Raw genomic sequence first — 26,365 nt, forward strand, 5'->3', positions numbered from 1 at the left:
CCTCGGGGGCGCGGCGGCTGGCCCGGTCCGGGGGCGGCCGGACGGCGCGCCGGGTGCTCGTGGTCGGCGAGGCCCCGGGGGTGGACCGGGCGGTGCGGCTGCTCACCTCGCGGGAGGACCACTGCTATCGCGTGGTGGCCGCGCTGCCGGTGGGCACGGCGGCGCTGAGCTGCGAGGTCCCGGTGCCGGGGCGGCTGGCTCCGGTGCCCGAGGGGGACGACGCCTCGACGGTGCTCGGCGCGGCGTTCGCGCACGAGGCGGACCTCGCACTGGTGGTCCCGGGCCCGGAGCTGGCCGAGGAGCGGTTGCGGCGGCTGACCTGGGGGCTGCACGACGGCGGACTCGAAGTGTCGGTGCTCTCGCACCTCTCGGAGACCGCCGCGGACCGGATCCGGCCCTCGTCGGCGGCCGGGCTCACCCTGCTGCACATCGTGCCGCCGCTGCGCCGGGGGCTCCAGCCGGCCCTGAAGGCGGCGGTGGACCGGGCGGGGGCCACCTGCGGGCTGGTCGCCCTGGCCCCGCTGCTGCTGCTGATCGCGGTGGCGGTCCGGTTCACCTCGGCGGGCCCGGTCTTCCACCGGCAGGTGCGCCAGGGGCAGCACAACCACCCGTTCGTCATGTGGAAGTTCCGCACGATGGTGGTGGACGCCGAGCGGCACAAGGCGGGGCTCGCCGAGGCGAACGAGATCGAGGGCCCGATGTTCAAGATGCGCCGGGACCCCCGGGTGACCCGTCTCGGCCGCCTGCTGCGCCGCTCGTCGCTGGACGAACTGCCCCAGCTCATCAACGTCCTCAAGGGTGACATGTCCCTGGTCGGCCCGCGCCCTCCGCTGCCGGACGAGGTGTCCCGGTACGACGAGCGGGAGTTGCGGAGGCTCGCGGTCAAACCGGGGCTGACGGGTCTGTGGCAGGTCAGCGGCCGGTCCGACCTCTCGTGGCAGGAGACGGTGTCGCTCGACCTCTGGTACGTCGACAACTGGTCGGTGGCCACGGACATGGGGCTCATGGCCCGGACGCTGCGCGCCGTCACCGACGGTCGCGGGGCGTACTGAGGACGGGGGCGGATGAGAGCCAGGGGAAGGGGCCGGGCCGGCCGCCCGCCGGGTACGGGGGCGGGCCGCCCGGCCTGGCGGGGGCGGCTACGCGGCCCGCTGCCGGAGCCACCAGGAGTACGTCTGCGCGATGCCCTCCTTCAGCGGGATGCGCGGTGCGAAGCCGAGGGAGGACAGCAAGGTGACGTCGAGAAGTTTGCGCGGGGTGCCGTCGGGCTTGCCGGTGTCCCAGCGGATGTCTCCCTGATAGGCCGTCACCTCACCGACCATCGCGGCGAGTTCGCGGATCGCGAGGTCGTCGCCGCAGCCGATGTTGACGGGCGTGTCGTCGTCGTAGCGCTCCAGCAGGAGCACACAGGCGGCGGCGAGGTCGTCCACGTGCAGGAACTCGCGCCGGGGGGTTCCGGACCCCCAGAGCGTGACGGCCGGCGCACCGGACTCGCGGGCCTCGTGGAAGCGGCGGATCAGGGCGGGCAGGACGTGGGAGGTCTCCAGGTCGAAGCTGTCGCCCGGCCCGTAGAGATTGGTCGGCATGGCGCTGATGTAGGAGGCGCCGTACTGGCGGCGGTAGGACTGCGTCTGCACGATGCCGGCGATCTTCGCCAGCGCGTACGCCTCGTTGGTGGGTTCCAGGGGCCCGGTGAGCAGGGCGCTCTCGGGGATCGGCTGCGGGGCGTGCTTCGGGTAGATGCAGGAGGAGCCGAGGAAGAGCAGCCGCTCGGTGCCGGCCGCGTGCGCGCCCGCGATCACGCTCAGCTGGATGCGCAGGTTGTCCTCGATGAACTGCACGGGATACGTGCTGTTGGCCATGATCCCCCCGACCCGGGCGGCGGCCAGCACCACGGCGTCCGGGCGTATGCCGCGCAGGAAGGCGGCGGTCCGCCCGGCGTCCCGGAGATCGAGGCAGTCGCGGCCGCGGGTGATCGCCTCATGGCCGTCGGCGGTGAGGCGGCGGACCACCGCCGATCCCACCAGGCCCCGGTGACCGGCCACGAACACGCGGGCACCGGGGCGTAGCAGGGACGGGACTCGTTCCCGGGGAGGGCCGGGGAGATCAGTCGTCATGTTGTCGGATTGTGCCAGCAGCTGGGTGAAACGGTGATGTTTTATCCCGGATCACTCAGACCTTGATATTCCATGACCAACTGCCTTACAGGCGACCGCAGAAGGGGGACACGTGGCGAAGACCGCGCTCATCACCGGGGTGACCGGACAGGACGGTTCGTACCTGTCGGAACTGCTGCTCCAGAAGGGGTACACGGTCCACGGCCTGATCCGCCGCTCCTCCAGCTTCAACACGGAGCGGATCGACCACATCTACCAGGGCCCGGAGCAGGAGCACCGGTCCTTCGTGCTGCACCACGCGGATCTGGCCGACGGGGTCGCGCTGGTGAACCTGCTCCGCGACATCCGGCCCGACGAGGTGTACAACCTGGGCGCCCAGTCGCACGTGCGGGTCTCCTTCGACGCGCCGCTGTACACGGGGGATGTGACCGGTCTGGGCACGATCCGGCTCCTGGAGGCGGTCCGGGCCAGCGGCATCGACACCCGGATCTACCAGGCCTCCTCCTCGGAGATGTTCGGCGCGAGCCCGCCTCCGCAGAACGAGCTGACGCCGTTCCACCCGCGCAGCCCGTACAGCGTCGCCAAGGTCTACTCGTACTGGGCCACGGTCAACTACCGCGAGGCGTACGGGATGTTCGCGGTCAACGGCATCCTGTTCAACCACGAGTCGCCCCGGCGCGGGGAGACGTTCGTGACCCGGAAGATCACCCGTGGTGTGGCCCGGATCAAGGCGGGCCTCCAGAGCCGGCTGCACCTGGGCAACCTGGACGCGGTACGCGACTGGGGTTACGCCCCCGAGTACGTGGACGCGATGTGGCGCATGCTCCAGTGCGACACCCCTGACGACTACGTGGTGGCGACCGGTGAGGGGGTCAGCGTCCGGCAGTTCCTGGAGTACGCCTTCGAGCACGCCGGCCTCGACTGGCGCGAGTACGTCCGCTACGACGCGAAGTACGAGCGGCCCAGCGAGGTCGACGCGCTGATCGGCGACGCCTCGAAGGCCGGTCAGCTGCTCGGCTGGAAACCGGCCGTACGGTCCCGGGAGCTGGCCCGGATCATGGTCGACGCCGATGTGCGCCGGCTCTCCGACGAACTCGCGGGTGCCGCCGTGCGCGTGGACCGGTAACAGGCTCCGGCGCGCCCCCACCCCACCGGTGACGCGGTGGGACCGCACGCGCCGGTTCGGGCGGGGCCCCGGCTCCGCCCACTCGACCGCGGCCAACGGGCCGCAGCTCGTTCTCACCTTCGGAGCTGAATGATGAACGGAACCACGGGGCGCCGACGCGGCCGGACGAGGGCCGCGGCCGCGGCGCTCGGCCTGCTCGCGGGCGCCCTGAGCGCCGCCGCCGCGGGCAGTCCCCCGGCCGCCGCCCTCACCGCGCCCATCTCGATCACCGCGGACGACCTGTCCACCTGGCAGACCAACGGCATCGTCTGGTCGATGGCCGCGTCCGAGGACGGGGTGGTCTACGCGGGCGGCACCTTCTCCACCGTACGGCCGCCAGGGGCAGCGGCCGGGACCTCCGAGCAGCCCGCGGTGAACTTCGCCGCGTTCGACACCGCGACGGGGGCGCCCACCGGCTGCTCCCTGTCGTTCACGCTCTCCTCCGGGACCGCGACCGTACGGGCGCTGACCCTGTCGCCGGACGGTGAAACCCTTTACGCGGGCGGGCGGTTCGGGGCGGTGAACGGGGTGGGCGTCAGTAACATCGCGGCCATCGACACCGCCACCTGCACCCCGCGCCAGGACTTCAAGGTCGCCGTCTCCGCGACCGTGAGGGCGCTCGCGGTCACCGACGACACGGTGTACCTGGGGGGCGACTTCAAGAGCGTGGCGGGGCAGTCCCGCGACTTCTTCGCCGCCGTCACCACCGGTGCCGCGCTGAAACCGTGGACGGCGGACGCGGACGAGGTGGGCCGGGCGGTGGAGGTCACACCGGACGGGCAGCACGTGGTGCTCGGCGGGGACTTCTTCACCCTGAACGGCACCACCTCGCACGCGCTGGCGGTGGTGGACGCCACCACCGGCGCACTGGACAAGAGCTACCCGGGGTTCATCCCGAACGCCTCCACGGTGCAGGACCTCACCAGCGATTCCAAGCAGTTCTACACCGCCAACGAGGGCACCGGGGGCGGGGTGTTCGACGGCCGGATCGCCCTCGACCTCACCACGTTCAACCAGGTCTGGCGCGACACCTGCCTGGGGGCCACCCAGGCCCTGCTGGTGCACAAGGGGGTGCTCTACAGCGGCAGTCACGCGCATGACTGCGCGTCCATGGGCGAGTTCCCCGACCAGCCGCGCAAGCATCTGCTGGCCCAGTCGGTGGACGACCCGAAGCTGCTGCCGTGGTTCCCGGACACCAACGACGGGATCGGCGAGCCGGTCGGCCCGCGCGTGATGGCGCAGACCGACAAGGGCGGGCACCACTACCTGTGGGTGGGCGGAGAGTTCACCACGGTCAACAGCAAGCCGCAGCAGGGGCTCACCCGGTTCGCCGACGGCCCGGACACGGGGGCGCCGTGGGTGCCGAACGTGAGCGTCTCCACGGTCGCCCCGGGCAAGGTGGACGTGAACTGGCAGACCAGTTTCGACACCGACGACGGGGTGCTCACGTACCGGATCTACAAGGACGGGGCGTCCACCCCGGTCCACACGACGACGGGCTCCTCCGTCTTCTGGGACCGTCCGCAGCTGCGGTGGACGGACACCGACGTGGCGCCCGGTGAGACGCACACGTACCGGATCAGCGCGAGCGACGGCACCAACACCAGCGCGAAGTCGCCGGCGGTGAGCGCGACCGTGGCCGCCAAGGCCGAGAGCTACCCGGCGAAGGTGCTCTCCGACAGGGCGAACCTGTACTGGCGCTACGACGAGGGCACGTCCACCTTCGCCGCCGACACCGGGGCGGGGCTGGACAACGGCTTCCTGCGCGGCTCGCCCTCGTACCGGCAGACCCCGGCGGCCGTGGCCGGGCCCTCGACCGCCATCGGCTTCAACGGGTCCACCCAGTACGCGTACGGCAACCGCGGCCGGTCCCAGGTCACGGCCTTCTCCGTGGAGACCTGGATCAAGACCACGACGACCCGGGGAGGGAAGATCATCGGCTTCGGCAACAAGACCATGGAGCTGAGCGGCAAGTACGACAAGCACGTGTACATGCTCAACAACGGGCGTCTGACGTTCGGCACCTCCAACAACGGCGGCCAGACCGTCAGCACGACCGGGGCGTACAACGACGGCGCCTGGCACCACGTCGTCGCCACCCAGGGCTCGGGCGGCATGGCCCTGTACGTGGACGGGCAGCTGCGCGCGTCGAACTCGCGGTACACCAGGAGCGCGGACTACACCGGCTACTGGCGGGTGGGCGGGGACAACCTCGCGACCTGGCCGAACCGGCCGACGAGCGACTTCTTCGCCGGCCAGATCGACGAGACCGCCGTCTACCCGGCCGCGCTGACCGCCGCCCAGGTCAGTGCCCACTACGCGCTGAGGAACAGCGGATGAGGAACGCCTTCCTGGCCGGTGCCGCCGTCGTTCTCGCGACGGCGGCACTGGCCGCCTGCGGCTCGTCCTCCGGTGACGGGGGCGGGAACGGCGACGGCGGCAAGGCGGCGGGCGCACCCTCCGCCGTCTCCTCCGGCCCCGTGGCCGGGGCGGAGGCGGACCCCTCGGGGGCGGCGTCGGCCGGGCCCCGGCCCTCCCGCGGCAGCGAGCCGCCCAAGATCCCCGCCGACCGGCTGACGCCCGCCACCGGTACGTTCACCAAGAAGCAGAAGGAATACCTGACCGACCGGGTGCCCGTGGGCATGGACCCGGCGGCGGTGCTCCAGACGGGGCAGGAGACCTGCGACCGGCTCGACTACCTGGTCAAGGTGGACCGGGACTTGGCGGTGGGCGCCGTCGTGGCGGGCGAGATCACCGGCGCGGAGCCCGCCGTCGCCCATCTGTGCCCCCGGCACGAGGACCTCGTGGAACTGGCCTCGCACGGGTACGCCGACGGTGTGCACCGGGGCGCGGGGCTGCGGCCCGGCCGCTACCGGAACGTCTCCCCCACCGCGGACTGCACCTGGGAGGCGACCGGCCCGGGCGGGAAGGTCCTGGCCTCCGGCTCCTCGCACGACGGGAAGCGGGCCGCCCTCACGATTCCGGGGGCGGCACTCGCCTTCACCTCCACAGGCTGCTACGCCTGGCTGCCCGAAGGGGACAACGGATGAACAAGCTGCCGATAGCCGTGGCGATCCCCACGAAGAACGAGGGGCTCAACATCGCGGAGGCCGTGCGGTCGGTCATCGACCACTTCGAGGCGGTGGTCGTCGTGGACTCGCACAGCTCCGACGACACGGCGAAGATCGCCGCCGAGTGCGGTGCCGAGGTCGTCCTGTACAGCTGGGACGGCGGGCACCCGCGGAAGAAGCAGTGGTGCCTGGACCAGGTGCGCACGGATCTGGACTGGATCCTGCTGCTCGACGGGGACGAGCGGCTGAGCCCGGGGCTGCTGGCCGAGCTGCGGGGGATCTTCGCCGATCCGGACGCGCCGAAGCCGGCCGCGTACGACATCCCGCTCGGCTACTGGTTCTCGGGGAAGCGGCTGCGGCACGGCTACACCATCCGCAAACGCTCCCTGACCGACCGGACCCGCTGCCACTACCCGGAGGTGGGCGACCTGGACGCGCCGGGGATCGGGGAGGTGGAGGGACACTACCAGCCGGTCGCACAGAGCACGGCGGCGCTGCGCCATCCGATCGAGCACCAGGACCTCGACCCGGTGACCGCCTGGTTCGAGCGGCACAACCGCTACTCGGACTGGGAGGCGTGGCTCAACCACCATCCGGAGGTCAAGGAGCAGGTCCGCCGTGCCAAGTCACGGCAGGGGCAGCTGTTCCACAAGGCGCCGTTCAAGCCGCTCATGTCCTTCGCCTACATGTACGTCTACCGGCGGGGCTTCCTCGACGGGCGCGCCGGCTTCGACTTCGCCCTGGCGATGAGCTTCTACCGGTGGCAGATCGCTCTCAAGTCGCGCGAGAGGCCGTCACCTTGACGCCGTCGCCCTCCGGCGGACCACGTCCTCGTAGGTCCGCCGGAGGGTGCGGGTGACGACCTCGATGGTGAAGTGCTCGTTGACCAGTTCCCACGCCGCCTTGCCCGCTTCGGCGTTGGCGTCCGGCTCCAGCAGTTCCAGGACCGCCCGCGCGACCTTGTCCGCGTTGGCGGCGTCCTCCCCGACACGGCTGTCGATGACCCGCCCGGCGCCGGCGTGCGCCACATCGGGCCCGAGACCGCAGGTACGGGTGATGACGGCGGGCGTGCCGACGGACATCGCTTCCAGGACCGAGACGCCCAGGGGCTCCTCGATGGACGGCAGGACGTACACATCGGCCTCGCGGCCCGCCGCCAGCACCTCCTCGTGGCCGAGCGGCCCCACGTGGTCCAGCGAGCCCGTCACACCGAGGCGGCGCGCCAGTGCGAGGGTGCCCGGGAGGGCGCCGGTGTCCGGACCGGCGAGGACGAAGCGGGCGTCGGGGTGTTCGGCCAGGACGGCGGGCATCGCGGCGACGAAGTCCTCGGGGCGCTTGCGTTCCTGGATGCGGGCGAGGAAGAGCACGGTCGGAGGGCGGCCGGGCGCGCGGGACGGTTTGAAGGGCTGCGGGCGCACCCCGTTGACCAGGCGCACGGTCCGGGTGAGCGGCACGGGGGCGGCGACGGCGTTGACGTCGAGGCGCTCGGCCTCGGTGAGGTGGAGCACCGCGTCGGCGCCGCGCAGCACCTTGCGTACGCCCAGGAGGTCGGTCAGCTGCGCGACGCGCTTCTCGGTCGGGTCGACCATGCCGTGGGTCTGCACGACCAGGGGTGTGCCGGAGGCCAGCGCGAGCAGGGCGGCGGGCAGGGTGACCAGGTCGCGCATCAGGTGGACGTGGACGAGGTCGGCGCCGCGCATCATGCGGTGCGCGGTCCTCAGCAGGGCCGCGGAAGTGATCCCGCTGACCTCGAACACCGGCAGCAGGTGGCGGGCCTGGAAGAGGTGGACGGGGACGCCCTCCACCTCGCGCGGCAGGGGCCCGTCGAAGCCGTCGCCGAGCGCCATGATCCTGGCGTCGTCGCCCCCGGCACGCTGGACCTTGGAGAGATTCAGGGCCACCCGGGTCGGACCGCCGAAGGCGTGGTCCGGGGTGTGCAGCGTGACGATGTGCAGGATCTTCACCAGGGTCCCCCTTGCCCTCGTTCCGGCCCTGCCCAGACTAGTCGCCACATCTCCTCACGTGTGGTGATTCGTTAATGTGTGACTACACAACCGCGCTTCAGGAACGGGGAGTTGATGGCATCCGTGCACGAGGGTGCGGCGCCTTCCGCGACTGCCCGCCCGCTGTCCTGGGCGATGCTGTCGCGTGCGCTGGCCGTGCCGATCGTCCTCGGCCTGGTGTGCTTCCTGCCCGCGCTGATCGCCGCCCAGCCCGGGACCGGGGTGCGGGACACCGCGTACTGGTTGCAGCTCGTCCTGACCTGTTACTCGGGGGCACGGCTCGCGACGATGGTCCTGTCCACGCGGCGGCGGCTCCTCCAGGGCGTCTTCTGGATGTTCGTGTACATCGCGATGGGGGTGGCGCCGTTCGCGCAGGTGGTCATCGGTCAGACGCCGACACCCGCGGTCGGGCCGCGCGGCGACCTGGTGACCGCCGTCGCGCTGGTGCTCGTGGGGTGCGCGGCCTTCGACCTGGGGGCACTGCTGGCCTCACGGCGCCCGCTGCGCCGCCGCCGCACGGCACGCGGGGACGGGCGCGGCGCCACCGCGCACCCGGTGCGGCTGCGGCTGCTGGTGCTGGTGGCGTTCGCGGCGAGCGGGTACTACGTGCTGAAGCTGGGCGGGCCCGCGGTCTTCTTCTCCAGCAGACAGGAGATCAGCGCCTCGGTCGCCGAGAGCGGGGTGGCGTCCGGCGAGTCCAATGTGGGCTCGGCGTTCCTGAAGGGCTTCGGCACCGTTCCCGCGCTGCTGGCACTGCTGTTCTACACGCGCAGGCTGGTGACCTCGCGCCGGGCCAGGCGCTCGCCTTCCACCGTGCTGGTGTGGTGCGCGCTGGCCGTCGTCAACCTGATCGTCAACAACCCTGTGTCTAACGCGCGTTACTGGTTCCTGACGGTGCTGGTCTCGCTGCTGTTCACGGCGTTCCCGCGCAGTGCGGCGATGTACCGCTCGGTGCTGGCGCTGGGGGTGGTCGGGGCGCTGGTGCTGTTCCCGTACGCGGACCGGTTCCGGTACGACGACGAGGGGTACCGGCCGGTCCAGTCCTCGTCGGTGTTCGAGCCGCTGGCCACGAAGGACTACGACCAGACGGTGATGTTCGCCAACACGGTCACCTGGGTCGGCACCCGTGGGCACACCTACGGTCGGCAGCTGGCGGGGTCCGCGTTCTTCTTCGTGCCGAGGGCGGCGTGGAGCGGGAAGCCGGAGGACACCGGGGTGCGCGTCGGGCAGTGGATGGGGATGAACATGACCAACCTCTCCGCGCCGCTGTGGGCGGAGCTGTGGGTCGACTTCGGGGTGGTGGGCCTGGTCGGCGGGCTGGCGCTGACGGGGTACGGGGCCGCGCGCACCGACCGGCGTTACGCGCGGGCGGTCTCGCGGGACGGGCCGGGCTCCGGCAGCGTGCTGGCGATCGCGGCACCGCTGATCGCCGGGTACACCTTCATCCTGCTGCGCGGTCCGTTGCTGCAGGCGGCGGGGAAGCTGGCGATCGCGGCCCTGTGTCTGGCGCTGGTGACGAGTTTCCGGTCCGGGCGGCGTCCGCGCTGATCCGCTCCGGTGCCCGCGCGCCGGACCGGGTCAGCCGGACCACCCGGGCCCAGGTCGCGACGGCCTTGCAGACGGAGCCCAGGCAGAGGCCCCAGGCCGCTCCGGTGACTCCGCCGGTCGCGTAGCCGGTGGCGAGGAAGGCGACCGCGGCGAGCGAGAACACCACCTGGATCGAGAGCGTGGAGCGCGGGTCGAGGAGCCGGAGTGCCAGCAGCCCGCAGGTGCCGGCGGCCATCGCCGCGTACTGGCTGCCGGTGGCCGGGAGGAGCGCCGCCGCAGTGGGCCAGGTCGCGCCGAGCAGGTGGCGTCCCACGAAGCCGGGCAGCAGGGCGAGGACGGTGGCCCAGGCGGCCGCCGTCAGGGCCAGGACGCCGGCCAGCGCGGCCGTCGCGCGTACCCGGAGCCGGTCGGTCGCGAGCCTCCCGAGGAGCGGGGGGCCGAAACCGGTGGCGGAGGTGAACAGCACGTTGAGCGGGCCGAAGAGCGTGGTGGCGCCGCGCAGGGCGCCGACGACGAGGGGGTTGCCGACCGCCCCGAGGCCGAGCACGGAGAGCTGGGAGGTGGCGTTGCCCACACCGAACTCGACCACGAACCGCCGGCCGAGGTGCCCCTTCGCGAGCATCGGCCCCAGCGCCACCGGGGTCCCCCTGGTCCTGCGGTGCAGGGCGAGCGCCGACAGCAGCAGCGCGGGGAGCGCGGAGAGGCCCCAGACGGCGACCAGCCGGGCGGCCGGCGCCCCGTGCGGCTGTACGGCCAGGGCGCCGATGACGCAGACCAGCCGGAGGGTGTCGGCGGCCAGGGCCAGGTGCTGGGCGTGCAGCGTGGCGAAGGCGTAACGGGCGATGTCCTGCCCCAGCACCACCGGCAGCACCAGGCCCAGCGTCATCAGGGCCCGCGCCGTGGAGCCGGGCAGCACCACGCAGACGGCGGCGAGCAGAGCGCCGAGGGCGGAGGCGGCGAGCAGGGTGAGGCGGACGGCGGACCGGCAGGCGCCCCGGGTGTCCTCGCCGCCGCCCCTGCGCAGCACGAGCGGCTGCCCCGTGAAGGCGCCGGAGACGCCGAGCAGGACGGTGAAGACGAGGTAGACGGCGGAGAAGCGGGCGAAGCCGGCCACGGTCGAGAGCCGGGCGGCCGCCACCAGCACGAGGATGTTGGTGAGGGCCGCCACGCCCTGGTCCGCGACCGAGCAGACGATCGCGGTACGGGCTCTCATCGGTGTCCGGCGGCGCTGTTGTGGCCGTCGCGTCCGTGGCCGCCGTCCACGGTGCGCAGCCCCAGCGTCTCGGCGGGGTCACCGGTGCGGCCGGCCACGTCGGGGTCGCCGTACCGGCCGCCCGGGGCCGCGGGCCCCTGGCCCGAGGGGCGGTGTCCCGTCGGGCGGCCACCGCCGGACTTCCCGCGGGCCCGCCGGTCCAGCCGGCCGTGGCCGGGGTGGAGCAGGGTGCCGAGGACGGAGCCGCCCGCCGCGCCGATGATCTCCCGGATGCGTTCGAGGTCGCTGCGGTGCACCTCGCGCGGCTGGCAGACGATGACGACGCCTTCGACCCGGTCGACGAGCGCGACCGCGTCCGCGTACGACAGGACGGGCGGGGCGAGCACGATGACGACCGCGCCGGGCCTGCCCCCCTCGGCGATGATGCGGCTGACGGGGGCGGAGGTCAGGGCGCGCGGCACGTTGTCGGTGCGGCGCCCGGCGACCAGGGTGAAGGCGCCCGACCCCGGAACGTCGACGTTGGCCCGGCTGTCGGACGGCCAGCCGCGGTCCTGGCTGCCGGTCGCCCAGCGGGGGCTGCGGCCCGGGTGGGCGGCGCCGAGGTCGCCGGCCAGCGACGGGGTCCGCAGGTCGGCCTCGAACAGCAGGACGTCGCGGCCCATCTCGGCGAAGGCGGCGGCCAGGTTGGCGGCGGCGGCCCGCGCCATGTCGTTGTCGCCCCGGGGAGCGGTGACCAGGAGGCGGCGGCGTTCCGCGAAGGACGGGTCGTAGGCGAGCCGGAAGGCGACCGCCCGGTACTCCTCGGCGAGCCTGCTGCCGGGGCGGCCGATCGCGAGGAGCGTTCCGGCGGTCGAGCGTTCCCTGGGCAGGGTGCCGAGCAGGGGGGCGCCCAGGGAGCGGACGAGTTCCCGGGTGGAGCGGACGGCCGGGTCGAAGACCAGGCGCACCCATGACATCAGCAGCCCGAGGGCGAGCCCGACGACGCCGCCGAGTCCGAGGAGGAGCGGCAGGCCCGCCCCGGAGGGGTGCTGCGGGGCGACGGGCTTCTTGTTGAGGTAGCCGGGCGTGGTGTCCAGGGCGCGGAGTTCGGAGATCTTCTGGTTGAGCCCGGAGATGGCGACGATGAGGTTGGCGCGTGCGCTGGTGACGTCGTCGCCCCCGGTGCCCGTTTCCTGCTCGGCGAGCCGGTCGCGCTGTTCGGTGAGGGGTTTGAGCTGCGCACGGTACCCGTCGATCATGTTGTCGATGCTGTCCTCGGTGCGCTCCCGGCGTATCTCCAGGTATGCCTCGGCGAGGGCTTCGGCCCTGGCCCTGGCACGCTCGGGGGTGCGGCCGGTGTAGGCGAACTTGAGGACGAGGGTGTTGGGAGGGTTGGTGACCTGGAGTCCGGAGAGCAGTTCGCCGACCTCGACGGTGTCGCCCTGTTTGGCGAGGGTGCCGGCCGCGATGGTGCCCACGGCGTCACTGACGGCGGTCTGGCGTTCGGAGCCGATGTTGATGCCCTTGTCGGCGGAGGCGCCGGCGGCGAAGGGGTCGGAGGTGGCGGAGCGTACGGACACCTCGCCGGTGGCCGCGTAGGTGTCGTCGCCGCTCAGGGCGAGCCAGCCGCTGCCGAGGAGGCCGAGGAGCACACCGGTGACGAGGAGGGTGCGGTAGCGCAGGAGCTGCCGGAACTGGTCCCGGAGCAGGGCGGGTTCGTCCTGCTCGTCCAGGGTGCGGATCGGTTCGGTCATCGGCGTGGCCCTTCCCGGCCGTCCCGCAGGGCCTCGGTGAGCAGGGCGTCGAAACGGGCCAGCGCCGCTTCCCGGCCCAGGTGGCGGGCCACGTAGCGCGGCCCGTGGGCGCCGAGGGCGTCGGCCTCGGCGGGTGACTCGACGAGCTTGCGGACGGCGCCGAGCACGGCGGCCGGGTCCTCGGGCGCGACGAGGAGCCCGGCCCCGGAGCGCCGCACCTCGTCGGCGGTGCCGCCCGCCTCGGCCACGGAGGCGACGACGGGGCGCCCCGCCACGAAGTACGAGGTGAGTTTGGAGGGCACACTCATGTCGAGCACCGAGGCGCGCTGGGTGACGGCCAGGACGTCGGCGGCGGCCAGGATGTCGGTGAACTCGTCCGCACCGGCCGGAGGCAGGAAGTCGAGGTTGGGCAGCCCGGTGGCCCGGGCGCGCAGGGCCTCGCGCTGATTGCCGTCGCCCATCAGGACGATCCGGATCCCGGGGGCGAGGCGGGCCGCGTCGACCAGGACCTCCAAGCCCTGTTTGAGTCCCATGTTGCCGGAGTGCAGGACGACGGGTGTGTCCTCGCGCCAGCCGAGCCGGGCTCTGGTCGCGGCGCGGTCGGCCGAAGGGGTGTGCACATGGCTCCAGTTGGGGACGGTGCGGATGCGCCCGGGGTCCACCCCGTAGGCGGTGACGCGGGGCACGAAGCTCTCGTGGATGACGCCGACGAGGGTCGCGGCGCGCAGCGCGAACCGCTCGGCCTTCGACGCCAGGGCCGCCGCCCTGTCCCCGCCGCGGATGCCGCTCTGGGCCGCGGCGGCGCCCATCAGGTCCTGGACGACGGGTATGTACGGCACCCGGTGGCGTCGCGCGAGGCGGGCGCCGATGACCCCGCCGGCGAGGCTGGGCATCTGGGAGACCACCGCGTCGGGCCGGACGGCGGGCGGGGCGAGGAGGCCGTGCGCCAGGACGCTGCCCTCGAAGGCGGCCCGGCGCAACGCGCTCTGGCGGGGCGGCACGTAGTGCCGCCTGCGGTGCACGGTGACGCCCGCGCGCCGCTCCTCGGTGCGCCACACGCCCCGGTACGCGGCGTCGGTCCGCCAGGCCGGGTAGTGCGGCATGCCCGTGAGCACATGGGTGTCGGCGCCGGAGGCGGCCCAGTGCTCGGCGAGCTGGGCGGCGTACGGGCCGATGCCGGTCAGCTCCGGCGCGTAGTTGGTGGAGACCACCAGCAGGCGGCGCTGCTCGAACGGTCTGCGGTGCTGCTCTTCGTCTGCCATCGGGCGATCGCCTTCCCCCCGGAGCCGTCTGTGTTCCACCGAGGAACAGCCCCAAAAGCGAGCTTATCCGTTCATGAGATGCGCAAGTGGTCTTCACAGTAAGGTCGTTGGACTATCGCGGACATCGCGTTCACCGTGGGGGGAGAGAACGGATGGTGCACAGGGTCGGTTACGCGCCGGGGGTCTACGACCTGTTCCATGTGGGACACCTCAATATCCTTCGTCATGCGCGCAGCCAGTGCGACTACCTGGTGGCGGGGGTGGTCTCCGACGAGATGGCCACGCTCGCCAAGGGACACCGGCCGGTGGTCCCGCTCCCGGAACGGCTGGAGATCGTGCGGAGCGTGCGGTACGTGGACGCCGCCTTCGTGGAGACCGTGCCGGAGAAGGTCGAGACCTGGCAGCAGGTCAGGTTCGACGTCATCTTCAAGGGGGACGACTGGCGGGACACCGACAAGGGCAGGAAGCTCGAACGCGACTTCGCCGAGGTGGGTGTGGAGGTGGTGTACTTCCCGTACACCGTGCACACCTCCAGCACCCAGTTGCGCCGGGCTCTGGACACGCTCGTCAGTGCGCCCGGAGCGCTTTCAGCTCCCTGAACCACTTGCCCAGGAACAGGACGAGGAACAGCGCGTGCGCGGCGGCGAGTACGGCGTACCCGATCCGGAACGCCGTTTCGTCGGCCAGCAGCAGGAAGACCAGGCAGAACACCCCGTAGTCGGCGGGCAGCAGCGCCACGGCCCGCAGCCGGGACGGCGGCGCGGCGGGCCCGGCCCCCCCTGCGGAGCCGGGCGCCGCCGCCTTGCCGAGCTGTTCGCGCAGCAGCCCGGCGCAGAAGGTCAGCACGGCGACGAACAGGAAGCCGAGCGGCAGCAGCAGCCAGCCGTCGCCCGGCAGGTCGAAGTACCGGTGGAACGCGATCAGCACGGCGGTGTGGACGAGGATCATCTTGGCGCAGTCGACCACATGGTCCAGCCATTCGCCGTCGGGCCCACCGCGCCCCGTCAGCCGGGCCAGCTGCCCGTCGGCCGAGTCGAGCGCGAAGCCCACGGCGAGACCGAGGTACACCAGGACGGCCGGCCAGGGGCCCGGGCGCACCAGCGCCACGCAGGCGATCGCGGCGAAGGTGAACGCCGCGCTGCTCAGGGTGACCTGATGGGGCGTCATGCCGAGCCGGTACGCGCCGGCGGCGAAGACCCGGCCGGCCGGGCGGTTCACGTACCGCGAGTAGAGCGACACCCCCTTGGCCGTCTTCTGCGCCCCGCGCAGCCGGCCGAGCACCGTCGTCGTGGTCTCCATGCGCCCCCCAGCGTCCCGGTGTCGCCACCGCTCCCCCGGCGGCGCTCCCCGCGCGCCGCCGGAGCCGCATCATGGCACGGGGAGGTCCGCCGCGCGGGGAGATCGCCCCATCCGGTGGGCCCGCGGGCGCCGTTGGCCGGGAACATCCGCCCGGGGCGGTCGCTCAGGCGGAGGCGGTGCGGCACTCCGGGTGGCCCCAGCCGTGGTCGTTCTTCGCGATCATGTCCTTGGCCGCGTACGGCCGTCCGCAGTGGCAGCGGCCGGCGAACTTGGCCCGGATGGTGGCCCCGCTCCCCGACTTCCGCGGAGCGGTCCGCTTGGCCGTCGCCCCGGTGCGACGGCCCTCGGTGGCGCGGGAGGGCGCCGGTACGGGGGTGGCCGAGCCGTGCGCGGTGCCGGCGGCGCTCTGGGTGACGGCGACCTCGCTCGCGGCCTGGTCGGCGAGCGCGTTGAGCGGGTCGCCGTCCACCTGGTGGGCGGGCACGTAGACGAAGCTCACGGCGCGCCCGGTCAGGAGTGCGTCGATGCGGGTCACCAGGTCGCGGTTGGCGACGGGTTTCCCGGCCGAGGTCTTCCAGCCGTTGCGCTTCCACCCGGGCAGCCACTTGGTGACCGCGTTCATCGCGTACTGCGAGTCCATCCGGACCTCGAGCGCCACGGCGGGGTCCACGCTCTCCAGGAGCTCCTGGAGAGCGGTGAGCTCGGCGACGTTGTTGGTGGCGGTGCCGAGCGGCCCCGCCTCCCACCGCTGAGGACGCCCCTCGGCGTCGGCCACCACGTAGGCCCAGGCGGCCGGCCCCGGATTACCCTTCGACGCCCCGTCACACGCGGCGATCATGCGCTCGTTCATACCCTCGATCATGCCAGCGCCGGGGCACGGTTCCGTCCCCCCGCCCCCACCTGCGGTCTTCACGGTGCGTGATGCTTCGGCGTGCGATGGTGACGGCCCGCTGCTTCCCTGAAGGGACCCGCTCTCCCCTACGTCCCGAGGAGTGACGATGAGCGTTGCACGAGAGGTGAACCGCGCCCAGCAGATGCGCGAGAAGGCGCGCCACCTGACCGAGGCCGCGGAGCGCACCAGCGACCCGGAGCAGCGCCGCAGGCTCCAGGAGAAGGCACGCAAGCTCCAGGAGCAGAGCGAGCGGCCGGACGGCCTGCCCGTGTGAGAGCGGGGCGCGCGGACCGGTGGACTGTCACTCTTCCATGAGTGGGTGGCAGTCCACCGCCGTGTTCCGGCCCCCTCCGGGACGGGTGATCATCCCCGCCTACGATGGCTCCGCACGCGAGTACGAGGAAAGTGGGGCCTGCCATGAACGGTCAACCCGTCACCGTGGTGACCGGAGGAAGCCGCGGCATCGGTGCGGCGATCTGTGTACGCCTGGCGGCTCAGGGCCATGACATCGCACTGGCCTACCGTTCGGACGCCGACGCCGCGGAGCAGGTCGCCGAGGCGGTACGCGCGACGGGCCGGCGCTGTGTGGCGGTCCGGGTGGACACGGCGGACGAGACGGATGTGGACCGCCTCTTCGACACCGCGGCCGCCGAGCTCGGCCCGGTCACCGGCCTGGTCAACAACGCGGGCATGAGCGGCCCGGTCGGTTCGCTCGCCGACGCCGACGCGGCGGGCATGCGGCGCGCCCTGGAGGTCAACGTCCTCGGTTACCTGCTCTGCGCGCGCCGCGCGGTGCGGGACATGACGCGGACGGGCGGCGGGGCGATCGTCAACGTGTCCTCGGCCGCCGCCACGCTGGGCAGCCCCGGCGAGTACGTGCACTACGCCGCCGCCAAGGGGGCCGTCGACACGATGACCGTCGGCCTGTCCAAGGAGGTCGGCCCGTCCGGCATCCGCGTCAACGCGGTCGCCCCCGGCGTCATCCGTACCGGCTTCCACGCCGACCCGGCCCGCCCCGAGAAGCTCGGCCCCGGCACCCCGCTCGGCCGCCCCGGCGAACCGGACGAGATCGCGGGCGCCGTCGCCTGGCTGCTCTCCCCGGACGCCTCTTACGCGACGGGGACGGTGCTCCGGGTGGCGGGCGGGCGCTGAGCCGCGGCGCACCGGATTACGGCTGTTCGGCGGCGGGGGTGCGCCTGTTGCAGTAGAAGTGGGGGTGCACCGGAACAGGAAGGGGCCTGCCATGTCAGCGGGACGAGGTCGCACCGCCGCAGCCGTGTTCGACGCTCTCGGCACCGATTACGAGGCGGCGTTCGCCGCTTCAGCCACGCACCGTGCCTCGCTGGAGCGGCTCCTGGGGGTGCTGCCGCCGCACGGGCGCGTACTGGACGTGGGCAGCGGTACGGGCAGGCCGACGGCGCAGACCCTTGTGGACGCCGGGCACGAGGTACTGGGGGTCGACGTATCGCCGGTGATGGTGGACATCGCCTCGCGTCAGGTGCCGGGGGCGGAGTTCCGCTGCGCCGACATCCGTACGCTCCCGCTGGAGGACGACTCGTTCGACGCGGTGTGCCTGTACTTCGCGCTGCTGCAGATGGAACGCGGGGACCAGGCCGACGTGCTGCGCCTGGCCGCGCGGGTGCTGCGGCCGGGTGGCCATCTGGCCGTGGCGACGGTGCCGTTCGACGTGGAGGGCGTCAGCGGCACGTTCATGGGGCAGCCGGTCGAGGTGACCAGCTTCGGCGAGGACGCGTTCGCGGCGCTGGTGGAGGACGCCGGGTTCACCGTCCTGTCCCGGGAGAGCACGATGTTCGTGCCCGCCATCCCGGCCGCCGTGCCCGAACCGCAGATGTTCCTGCTCGCCCGGGTGCGCTGAGCGGGGCCGTACGCCGTCGTCGGGGTTCCGGTGGACATGCCGTGCGGTCCCGACCGGCCGACAATGAGTTGGCCGACCCGCCGCGGGTACCCGGGCACCGCGAGGCTACCGATGCCCCGCCGCCTGCCCGCGGGGACGACGACGGAGGATCTTCCATGACGGACCGCAGATCAGAGGGCCCTGTCCACGAGGGCGCGACCCCGAGCCCCCCTCCGGTGCCCGCGGACCTGCCCGACCAGCAGGTCCAGGAGGGCGAGGACCCGATGGACGTGCCGGCCCCGCCACGCGCCGGGCACGACGGGGACGAGGGCCGGAACGAGCTGCCCGACCCCGACGAGTCCGGGACGGGGCGCGGCGCCGCCCGCAATGCCGGAGTGCACCCGGAGCATCCGGTGCCGGACGAGTCACCGGGCTGAGCCGTGCCCCGTGAGCGCCGGGCCGCCCGGCGCGTCCTGGCGCTCGCGGTGGCCCCGTGCCTCGCCCTGGCGCTCGCCGCCCCGGCTGTCCGCGCGGACACCGGGGCGGGGCGGGCGGCCGCCTGCGACCCGGAGCACGAGCGCTGCCTCGACGGCCGGCGCCTGCTGTACTGGTACGGCTACGGGCTCGGCGTCCACCCGTTCACCACGCCGGAGGCCGTACGCCGGCAGCTCACGGACAACTTCCGGCTGTTCCCGGTGAGCGGGAGCTGCCCGGGCCGCGTCCGCACGGGCGACTCCTGCGACCTGCTGGGCGGCAATCCGGTGCGCGTGGAGTCCGCGGCCGGCGACCACCTCCAGATCGCCACGCTCCCCGGCCACGACCTGGGCGTCGGGCTGCACATCCGGTTCACCTTCACCCGCTCGCTCGGCTTCCACTACCTGGACGTCGCCGCGTGGCAGGACCGGGAGACGGACTGCACCAGGAGCGTGCTCTGCGGCGCGGCGAGCCGAGCGGGCGCCTGGGCGTTGTGGCGGGTCCTCGCGGGCACGCTCACCCTGTCCGCCTGGGCGGCCTGAGCTCGGACTGCGGGGAGCGGCCGGCCGTTCGATCATGGAGGCTATGGCCCCCACCTCCGCCGGCGCGTCCGGGGCACCCCTGTGGATCCCACCGATGCTGGCCGTGCCCGGCCCGCTCCCCGCCCCGGACACGGAGTGGGCCTTCGAGGCGAAGTGGGACGGCGCCCGGTGCGTCGTCGCGACGCGGGGCGACGGCACCCTGCGGCTGACCTCGCGGGCGCGCAACGACGTCACACCGACCTATCCGGAGCTGCACGCACTCGGCGACGTCCTGCGCGGCCGCAGCGCGGTCCTGGACGGCGAGATCGTGGTCCTGGACGCGTCGGGGCGGTCCGACTTCGGGCTGCTCCAACGCCGGATGGGCATCCTGAACGCCCGCCGTGCCGCCCGCCTGGCGCTGGACGTCCCCGCGCACCTGGTGGTCTTCGACGTGATGTACCTGGACGGCCGGCCGCTGTCGGCTCTGGGCTACGAGGAGCGCCGCGCGGTCCTGGCAGGGCTGCTGTCCGCGGGACCGCACTGGTCGGTTCCGTCCTATGTGCGCGGGCACGGCGCCAAGGCGTGGGAGACCGTCGAGCGCGGGGGCCTGGAGGGGCTGGTGGCCAAGCGGCTCTCCTCTCCGTACACGCCGGGTCTCCGTTCACCCGACTGGCGCAAGACCAAGCGGGTCGAGACGCTGGATGTGGTCATCGGCGGCTGGACCCAGCGCAAGGGCGCTCCCTCGGGCGTCCCCGGGGCGGTGCTGGTGGGGACGGACGAGCCGGGCGGCCTGCGGTACGCGGGTTCCGTGGGGTCGGGGATGTCCGACCGGGAGCTGGGCGAGCTGAGGGGGTACCTGGCGGTGCTCGCGCGTCCGGGGTCCCCGTTCACGGGGCCGGTGGACGTGGCCGGGGCGCACTGGGTGGAGCCCCGCCTCGTGGCGGAGGTCAGCGCCTCGCAGTGGACGGCGGCGGGGCGGCTGCGTCATCCGGTGTGGCAGCGGCTGCGGCCGGACCTGACCCGGCTGGACTGAGCGGCGAGGGGCACCGGTCAGCCGGGCAGTGTGAGCCGGCGGGACACGCTGACGGCGGCCGTCAGCAGCTCCGCGCGGACCTGGGAGGTCCGGTACATCCGGTCGGAACGGAAGGAGATGCCGAGGGAGCCGATCCGCTCGCCGCTGTACACCGGGACCGCCACGCAGGTGGTGCCGCGCACGTACTCCTCGCGGTCCATGACCACCGGAGTGGGTGAGCCGTCGAGCTGCCGCACCAGCTCGTCCCGGTGGGTGATGGTCCGGGGGGTGAGGCCGGTGAGATCGTGCCGGGAGAAGTAGTCGGCCCGTGCCTCGTCGTCGAGCTCCCTCAGCACGGTCTTGCCGAGCGCCGTGGCGTGACCTGCCTCCTCAAGCCCCACCCACAGGTCCACGCGCGGGGTGCGCGCGCTGTCGACGATCTCCATGACCCGCATCTCGCCGTCCACGTAGAGCGTCAGATAGGCGGCCGCCCACAGGTCGTTGCGCAGGGCGGTGAGGGCGGGCCGTACCCGTGCGGGCGCCGGCTGCTCGCCGGAGCCGCCGCCCGGGGCGTCGCCGGGGAGGACGTAGGTGTGGTCGTCCAGCTCCCTCAGGTAGCCGTCACCGACCAGCGGGGGCAGCAGCCCGTGCACGGTGGCCGGGGGAAGTCCCGCCTCCCGGGCCAGCTGCTGCGCGGTGGCCCCGCCCTCGTGGGCGCCCGCGGCCTCCAGCAGGCGGAGGTCGCGCCGGACGGCGGCGACGGGGTCGGGGCCGGCGTGGTCGGCCATGCCCACCAGCATGGCCCCGCCACCGGGAACCGGCAAAACGTCCCGGTGGCAGGGACTGCGTCCGGGGGACGTTTTGGGGCGTGACGCAAGCCATCTTTTGCCCTCGCGATCTCGGGGGAAGTCTCCGGTACGGTGTCGAAACGCTCCGCACCCGGCAGGTCACGGAGCACTCGCCACCGCCGTACGGTCTCCGACGCCGAGCAGCGTGTCCGTGCCGTACCGCCCGTCCTCGACGCCACACAGCCGCGACACGACTGGGGAGTTTGATGTTCGACAAGGTATTGGTCGCCAACCGCGGGGAGATCGCGATCCGCGCGTTCCGCGCGGCCTTCGAGCTGGGCATCTCCACGGTGGCGGTGTATCCGCACGAGGACCGCAACTCGCTGCACCGGGCCAAGGCGGACGAGGCGTACCGGATCGGAGAGCCCGGGCATCCGGTGCGGGCGTACCTGTCGGTGGACGAGGTGGTGAAGGCGGCCCGCAAGGCGGGGGCGGACGCGATCTACCCCGGTTACGGTTTCCTCTCGGAGAACCCCGAGCTGGCGGCCGCGTGCGCGGAGGCCGGCATCACCTTCGTCGGGCCCCCGGCGTCGGTGCTGAACCTGACGGGCAACAAGTCGCGAGCGGTGGCGGCGGCCCGGGAGGCGGGCGTGCCGGTGTTGAAGTCCTCCGAGCCGTCCGAGGACGTGGACGCCCTGGTCGCGGCCTCGGAGGAGATCGGTTTCCCGGTCTTCGTGAAGGCGGTCGCCGGGGGCGGCGGGCGCGGCATGCGGCGGGTCGCGGAGGCCGGTGAGCTGCGCGAGGCGATCGACGCGGCGATGCGCGAGGCGCGGTCCGCGTTCGGTGACGCGACGGTCTTCCTGGAGCAGGCGGTGATCAACCCCCGCCACATCGAGGTGCAGATCCTGGCCGACGCCGAGGGCAACGTGGTGCACCTGTACGAGCGGGACTGTTCGCTGCAGCGCCGCCACCAGAAGGTGGTCGAGATCGCGCCGGCCCCGAATCTGGACCCGGAACTCCGGGCGCGGATCTGCGCCGACGCGGTCTCCTTCGCCCGGCACATCGGGTACGTGAACGCGGGCACCGTCGAGTTCCTGGTGGACGAGCGGGGCAACCACGTCTTCATCGAGATGAACCCGCGCATCCAGGTCGAGCACACCGTGACGGAGCAGGTCACCGGCCGCGACCTGGTGATCGCGCAGCTGCGCATCGCGGCGGGCATGACGCTGCCCGACCTGCGCCTGTCCCAGGACTCCATCACCCTCAACGGCACCGCGATGCAGTGCCGCATCACGACGGAGGACCCGGTCAACGGCTTCCGTCCGGACACCGGCACCATCTCCGCGTACCGCTCCCCCGGCGGTCCGGGTGTGCGGCTGGACGGTGGGACCGTGCACACGGGTGCGGAGGTGTCGGCGCACTTCGACTCGATGCTGGTCAAACTCACCTGCCACGGCCACGACTTCTCCAACGCGGCCCGCCGTGCGCGCCGGGCGATCGCCGAGTTCCGTATCCGCGGGGTGGCGACGAACCTGCCGTTCCTGGGCGCGGTGCTGGATCACCCGGAGTTCCGGGCGGGGCGCGTCACGACCTCGTTCATCGACGAGCACCCGGAGCTGATCCGGGCCCGCCCGTCGGCCGACCGGGGCAGCCGGATGCTCAGCTATCTGGCGGAGACCACCGTCAACCGTCCGTACGGGCCGCGCCCTTCGGTCATCGACCCGGCGGACAAGCTGCCCGCGCTGCCGCCGGGCACGCCGCCGCCCGGTTCGCGGCAGCGGCTGGCCGAGCTGGGTCCGGAGCGGTTCGCGGCCGAGCTGCGCGCCCAGCCGGCGGTCGCGGTCACGGACACCACGTTCCGCGACGCCCATCAGTCGCTGCTCGCCACCCGGGTGCGCACCCGGGACCTGCTGGCGGTCGCGCCGCACGTGGCGCACACCGTCCCGCAGTTGCTGAGCCTGGAGTGCTGGGGCGGGGCCACCTACGACGTGGCGCTGCGGTTCCTCGCGGAGGACCCGTGGGAGCGGCTGGTCAAGCTGCGTGAGGCGGTGCCCAACATCTGTACGCAGATGCTGCTGCGCGGCCGCAACACGGTGGGCTACACGCCGTACCCGACGGAGGTCACCGAGGCGTTCGTCTCGGAGGCCGCCTCGGCCGGGATGGACATCTTCCGCATCTTCGACGCCCTCAACGACGTGTCGCAGATGCGTCCCGCGATCGACGCGGTACGCGCCACGGGCACCTCGCTCGCGGAGGTGGCGCTGTGCTACACCGCCGACCTGTCGGACCCGGGCGAGACCCTGTACACACTGGACTACTACCTGCGGCTGGCCGAGCAGATCGTGGAGGCGGGCGCCCATGTGCTCGCGATCAAGGACATGGCGGGGCTGCTGCGTCCGCCGGCCGCGCGCACGCTGGTCACCGCGTTGCGCGAGCGGTTCGACCTGCCGGTGCACCTGCACACCCATGACACGGCGGGCGGTCAGCTGGGCACGCTGATCGCCGCGATCGACGCCGGGGTGGACGCGGTGGACGCGGCCGTCGCCTCGATGGCCGGGACGACCAGCCAGCCGCCGCTGTCCGCGCTGGTGGCGGCCACGGACCACACCGAGCGCGCGACGGGCCTCTCGCTCCAGGCGGTCGGCGACCTGGAACCGTACTGGGAGGCGACCCGCAAGGTGTACGCCCCGTTCGAGTCGGGGCTGGCCTCGCCGACGGGCCGGATCTACCACCACGAGATCCCGGGCGGCCAGCTGTCCAACCTGCGGCAGCAGGCTATCGCCCTGGGCCTCGGCGACCGCTTCGAGCTGATCGAGGACTGCTACGCCGCGGCCGACCGGATGCTGGGCCGGCTGGTGAAGGTGACCCCGTCCTCGAAGGTGGTCGGGGACCTGGCGCTGCACCTGGTGGGTGCCGGCGTGGAGGCGGCGGACTTCGAGTCGGACCCGGGCAAGTTCGACGTGCCGGACTCGGTGATCGGGTTCCTGCGCGGAGAGCTGGGCGACCCGCCCGGCGGCTGGCCCGAGCCGTTCCGCACCCGGGCGCTGCAGGGCCGCCCCGAGAAGGCGCAGACGGCGCGATTGTCGGACGAGGACCGCGAGGCGCTGCGCGAGTCGCCGCGCGCGACGCTCAACCGGCTGCTGTTCCCGGGTCCGACGAAGGAGTTCACCGCGCACCGGGAGGCGTACGGCGACACCTCGGTGCTGCCGACGCCGGACTTCCTGTACGGGCTGGAGCCGGAGACGGAGCACCCGGTCGAGCTGGAGCCCGGGGTCACGCTGCTCTTCGAGCTGGAGGCCATCTCCGAGGCGGACGAACGCGGCTTCCGCAGCGTACTGGCCACGCTCAACGGGCAGTTGAGGCCGGTGTCGGTGCGGGACAAGGCCGTGGCGACCGAGGTGAAGGCGGCCGAGAAGGCCGACCGGGGCAACGCGGGGCACGTGGCGGCGCCGTTCGCCGGGGTGGTGACGCTCCAGGTGGAGGAGGGCGCGTCGGTGTCGGCCGGGCAGACGGTCGCCACGATCGAGGCGATGAAGATGGAGGCGTCGATCACCGCCCAGTCCGCCGGCGTGGTGCGCCGCCTGGCCATCGGCCGGGTCCAGCAGGTGGAGGCGGGCGACCTCCTCATCGAGATCGGCTGACCGCGCGCGGGGCCGCCCGCCGGCGGAGGGGACTTCCTCCGCCGGCGGGCCTCTTCTTGACCAAGACCGAGCCAATTAAGGTTAGGCTAAGCTAAATGGAAGAGGATTCGGGACCGGTCGTCGTCATCAAGTTCGGCGGCAACGCCATGGGCGACGCGCAGCTGCAACAGACCTTCGCCGAGGACGTCGTGGCGTTGCGGCGCACGGGTCTGCGCCCGGTCGTCGTGCACGGCGGCGGCCCGCAGATCAGCACCATGCTCGACCGCCTGGGGCTGGAGAGCCGCTTCGAGGCGGGCCTGCGGGTGACCACGGCGGAGACCATGGACGTCGTCCGCATGGTGCTGTCCGGCCGGGTCCAGCGGGAACTGGTGGGTCACATCAACAGCCACGGACCGTACGCCGTGGGCATGACCGGCGAGGACGCCCACACGATGACGGCCCTACGGCGGCCCGTCCGGGTGGACGGCGAACCAGTGGACATCGGCCAGGTCGGGGACGTCGTGGAGGTGAACCCGGGCATGGTGCGAGTGCTCCTGGCGCACGGTCACATACCAGTGGTCTCCCCGGTGGCCCGGGGCGCGGACGGGCAGGTCTACAACGTCAACGCGGATCTCGCCGCCTCCGCGCTGGCCGTGGCGCTCGGCGCGCGGCGTCTGGTGGTCCTGACCGATGTGGCGGGCTTGTACGCGGACTGGCCGGCGAGCACCGAGGTGATCGGGCGCCTGACGGCGGACGCCCTGGACGGGCTGCTGCCGGGCCTGGCGAGCGGGATGCTGCCCAAGATGGAGGGCTGCCTCCGGGCGGTACGGGGCGGGGTCGGCCGGGCGGACGTGCTGGACGGCCGGGTGCCGCACGCGGTGCTGCGGAGCATCCTCGGCGGGGACGGCGGGGGCACGACGGTGGTGCCGGACGAGGACCACGTCGTGAGCCCTGCCTGACAGGCGGGGGCGCCGGGGCCCTCGGCGCCCCCGCCCTCACAGGGTGCGGGCCAGGACCAGCGCGTTGCGCCGGGGGTCCAGTGACTCGGCCCAGGCGCGCGGCGCCTGACGGGCAGTCACGGAAGCGAAGCCGTACCGGTGGAACAGCCGGCCGTCGCCGGTGGTCGCGGTGAAGAGGGCACCGAGCGCCTGGGCGCGGCCCAGGGCCAGCGCGGTCCGCAGGAGGGCGCCCCCGACCCCGCGCCCCTGCCGGTGGCCGGCCACGCAGAAGTTGTACAGGACGCCCGCGTGGGCCCCCTCCCCCTCGTACACCCGCAGGCCCACGCAGCCCTCGATCCGGCCGTCGGAGCCGACGGCCACGAGGAATTCGGCGGCGCGGGCCGCGTAGAGGGAGTCGGGGCGTTCACGCAGGGCGCCCGAGCGGGCGAACGGCCGCGACAGCTCGGCGAGCGCGGCGGAGTCGCCGGGGCCGGCGATCCGGACGCGCGGGAGGGGCGGAGACAGCGGTGTGCGGCGCGGTGCGGCCGTGGTCAAGGCGGTCCTTCCTCGGTTTCCGGGACACGGGTACGCGCTCCGGCGGGTCGTCCCGCCGGAGCGCGCCGGAGGCTGAGGTCAGGCGTCCATCGACGCCGCGAGGGACCGGGGCCGCAGGTCGGTCCAGTGGGTCTCGACGTACGTGAGGCACGCGTCCCGGGTGTTCTCCTCGAACGCGACGGTCCATCCGGCCGGGACGTCCGCGAAGGAGGGCCAGAGCGAGTGCTGACCCTCGTCGTTCACCAGGACCAGGAAGCGGCCTTCGGGGTCGTCGAACGGATTGGTGCTCATGCGGGTGA

General features: G+C 73.1%; 25 protein-coding genes. 15 read left to right on the top strand and 10 right to left on the bottom strand.

The features are described 5' to 3' along the window. Positions 1–1,052 (top strand): sugar transferase (locus G3I41_RS18090; protein WP_164401257.1); only part of this gene is annotated, 1,052 nt, incomplete at its 5' end. A gap of 87 nt (positions 1,053–1,139) precedes the next feature. Here the strand turns inward: G3I41_RS18090 and G3I41_RS18095 are convergent. Further along, entirely contained in the window at positions 1,140–2,117 is a 978-nt protein-coding gene (locus G3I41_RS18095; protein WP_164401258.1) for a GDP-L-fucose synthase, read from the bottom strand. Between the two features lie 112 nt (positions 2,118–2,229). On the opposite strand from G3I41_RS18095, the gene gmd reads away from it, so the two are divergent. The 4 genes from gmd to G3I41_RS18115 all read left to right on the top strand — a co-directional run bounded on the left by gmd (position 2,230) and on the right by G3I41_RS18115 (position 7,156). Further along, positions 2,230–3,243, top strand: coding sequence for a GDP-mannose 4,6-dehydratase (gene gmd, locus G3I41_RS18100; protein ID WP_164401259.1), 1,014 nt, complete (start codon positions 2,230–2,232; stop codon positions 3,241–3,243). A 129-nt stretch (positions 3,244–3,372) separates the two neighbouring features. Continuing rightward, positions 3,373–5,622, top strand: a complete 2,250-nt coding sequence (locus G3I41_RS18105; RefSeq protein WP_164401260.1) for a LamG-like jellyroll fold domain-containing protein — start codon at positions 3,373–3,375, stop codon at positions 5,620–5,622. Then, entirely contained in the window at positions 5,619–6,332 is a 714-nt protein-coding gene (locus G3I41_RS18110; RefSeq protein WP_164401261.1) for a hypothetical protein, read from the top strand. Before G3I41_RS18105 ends, G3I41_RS18110 begins: the two co-directional genes overlap by 4 nt. Continuing rightward, a complete protein-coding gene (locus G3I41_RS18115; RefSeq protein WP_164401262.1) occupies positions 6,329–7,156 on the top strand; it encodes a glycosyltransferase family 2 protein in 828 nt (275 codons plus the stop codon). Before G3I41_RS18110 ends, G3I41_RS18115 begins: the two co-directional genes overlap by 4 nt. Here the strand turns inward: G3I41_RS18115 and G3I41_RS18120 are convergent. After that, positions 7,148–8,317, bottom strand: a complete 1,170-nt coding sequence (locus G3I41_RS18120; RefSeq protein ID WP_164401263.1) for a glycosyltransferase — start codon at positions 8,315–8,317, stop codon at positions 7,148–7,150. The two genes, G3I41_RS18115 and G3I41_RS18120, sit on opposite strands and share 9 nt — an antisense overlap. Positions 8,318–8,431: 114 nt before the next feature. Between G3I41_RS18120 and G3I41_RS18125 the strand changes: the two genes are divergently transcribed. After that, entirely contained in the window at positions 8,432–9,904 is a 1,473-nt protein-coding gene (locus G3I41_RS18125) for a hypothetical protein (RefSeq protein WP_203601267.1), read from the top strand. On the opposite strand, the gene G3I41_RS18130 is transcribed toward G3I41_RS18125, so the two are convergent. The 3 genes from G3I41_RS18130 to G3I41_RS18140 are packed head-to-tail and all read right to left on the bottom strand — an operon-like array spanning position 9,798 to position 14,112. Continuing rightward, positions 9,798–11,117, bottom strand: coding sequence for a hypothetical protein (locus G3I41_RS18130; RefSeq protein WP_239081690.1), 1,320 nt, complete (start codon positions 11,115–11,117; stop codon positions 9,798–9,800). The two genes, G3I41_RS18125 and G3I41_RS18130, sit on opposite strands and share 107 nt — an antisense overlap. Then, positions 11,114–12,850: a lipopolysaccharide biosynthesis protein gene (locus tag G3I41_RS18135; RefSeq protein ID WP_164401264.1), complete on the bottom strand. Its 1,737-nt coding sequence runs from the start codon at positions 12,848–12,850 to the stop codon at positions 11,114–11,116. Before G3I41_RS18135 ends, G3I41_RS18130 begins: the two co-directional genes overlap by 4 nt. Then, the gene (locus G3I41_RS18140; protein ID WP_164401265.1) at positions 12,847–14,112 is read right to left on the bottom strand and encodes a glycosyltransferase; all 1,266 of its coding nucleotides are present in this window, start codon (positions 14,110–14,112) and stop codon (positions 12,847–12,849) included. Before G3I41_RS18140 ends, G3I41_RS18135 begins: the two co-directional genes overlap by 4 nt. 152 nt (positions 14,113–14,264) lie before the next feature. Here G3I41_RS18140 and G3I41_RS18145 point away from each other — a divergent pair, with 152 nt between their 5' ends. Beyond that, positions 14,265–14,711: an adenylyltransferase/cytidyltransferase family protein gene (locus tag G3I41_RS18145; RefSeq protein WP_164401266.1), complete on the top strand. Its 447-nt coding sequence runs from the start codon at positions 14,265–14,267 to the stop codon at positions 14,709–14,711. On the opposite strand, the gene G3I41_RS18150 is transcribed toward G3I41_RS18145, so the two are convergent. Beyond that, a complete protein-coding gene (locus G3I41_RS18150; RefSeq protein ID WP_164401267.1) occupies positions 14,680–15,411 on the bottom strand; it encodes a CDP-alcohol phosphatidyltransferase family protein in 732 nt (243 codons plus the stop codon). The two genes, G3I41_RS18145 and G3I41_RS18150, sit on opposite strands and share 32 nt — an antisense overlap. A 163-nt stretch (positions 15,412–15,574) precedes the next feature. Further along, on the bottom strand, positions 15,575–16,261 hold the full coding sequence (locus G3I41_RS18155; RefSeq protein WP_164401268.1) for a ribonuclease H: 687 nt from the start codon (positions 16,259–16,261) through the stop codon (positions 15,575–15,577). 148 nt (positions 16,262–16,409) lie between these two features. On the opposite strand from G3I41_RS18155, the gene G3I41_RS18160 reads away from it, so the two are divergent. The 6 genes from G3I41_RS18160 (at position 16,410) to ligD (ending at position 20,186) form a co-directional block, all read left to right on the top strand. Further along, a complete protein-coding gene (locus G3I41_RS18160; RefSeq protein ID WP_164401256.1) occupies positions 16,410–16,577 on the top strand; it encodes a DUF6381 family protein in 168 nt (55 codons plus the stop codon). Between the two features lie 143 nt (positions 16,578–16,720). Next, positions 16,721–17,455, top strand: a complete 735-nt coding sequence (locus G3I41_RS18165; protein WP_164401269.1) for an SDR family oxidoreductase — start codon at positions 16,721–16,723, stop codon at positions 17,453–17,455. A gap of 91 nt (positions 17,456–17,546) precedes the next feature. Beyond that, a complete protein-coding gene (locus G3I41_RS18170; protein ID WP_203601268.1) occupies positions 17,547–18,179 on the top strand; it encodes a class I SAM-dependent methyltransferase in 633 nt (210 codons plus the stop codon). A gap of 155 nt (positions 18,180–18,334) precedes the next feature. Continuing rightward, entirely contained in the window at positions 18,335–18,595 is a 261-nt protein-coding gene (locus G3I41_RS18175; protein WP_203601269.1) for a hypothetical protein, read from the top strand. 3 nt (positions 18,596–18,598) lie between these two features. Further along, the gene (locus G3I41_RS18180) at positions 18,599–19,174 is read left to right on the top strand and encodes a hypothetical protein (RefSeq protein ID WP_164401270.1); all 576 of its coding nucleotides are present in this window, start codon (positions 18,599–18,601) and stop codon (positions 19,172–19,174) included. Between the two features lie 43 nt (positions 19,175–19,217). After that, entirely contained in the window at positions 19,218–20,186 is a 969-nt protein-coding gene (gene ligD, locus G3I41_RS18185) for a non-homologous end-joining DNA ligase (protein WP_164401271.1), read from the top strand. Positions 20,187–20,203: 17 nt separating this feature from the next. Here ligD and G3I41_RS18190 read toward each other — a convergent pair whose 3' ends face one another. Beyond that, a complete protein-coding gene (locus G3I41_RS18190) occupies positions 20,204–20,953 on the bottom strand; it encodes an IclR family transcriptional regulator C-terminal domain-containing protein (RefSeq protein ID WP_239081691.1) in 750 nt (249 codons plus the stop codon). Positions 20,954–21,219: 266 nt separating this feature from the next. On the opposite strand from G3I41_RS18190, the gene G3I41_RS18195 reads away from it, so the two are divergent. Then, the gene (locus G3I41_RS18195) at positions 21,220–24,594 is read left to right on the top strand and encodes a pyruvate carboxylase (RefSeq protein WP_164401273.1); all 3,375 of its coding nucleotides are present in this window, start codon (positions 21,220–21,222) and stop codon (positions 24,592–24,594) included. 95 nt (positions 24,595–24,689) lie between these two features. Further along, a complete protein-coding gene (gene argB / locus G3I41_RS18200) occupies positions 24,690–25,532 on the top strand; it encodes an acetylglutamate kinase (protein ID WP_164401274.1) in 843 nt (280 codons plus the stop codon). Positions 25,533–25,568: 36 nt separating this feature from the next. On the opposite strand, the gene G3I41_RS18205 is transcribed toward argB, so the two are convergent. Further along, a complete protein-coding gene (locus G3I41_RS18205) occupies positions 25,569–26,066 on the bottom strand; it encodes a GNAT family N-acetyltransferase (protein WP_164401275.1) in 498 nt (165 codons plus the stop codon). 78 nt (positions 26,067–26,144) lie between these two features. Continuing rightward, positions 26,145–26,357: an MbtH family protein gene (locus tag G3I41_RS18210; RefSeq protein WP_164401276.1), complete on the bottom strand. Its 213-nt coding sequence runs from the start codon at positions 26,355–26,357 to the stop codon at positions 26,145–26,147. Positions 26,358–26,365 lie beyond the last annotated feature (8 nt).

It is taken from the genome of Streptomyces sp. SID9727 (assembly GCF_010550605.1).
Classification (GTDB): Bacteria; Actinomycetota; Actinomycetes; order Streptomycetales; family Streptomycetaceae; genus Streptomyces.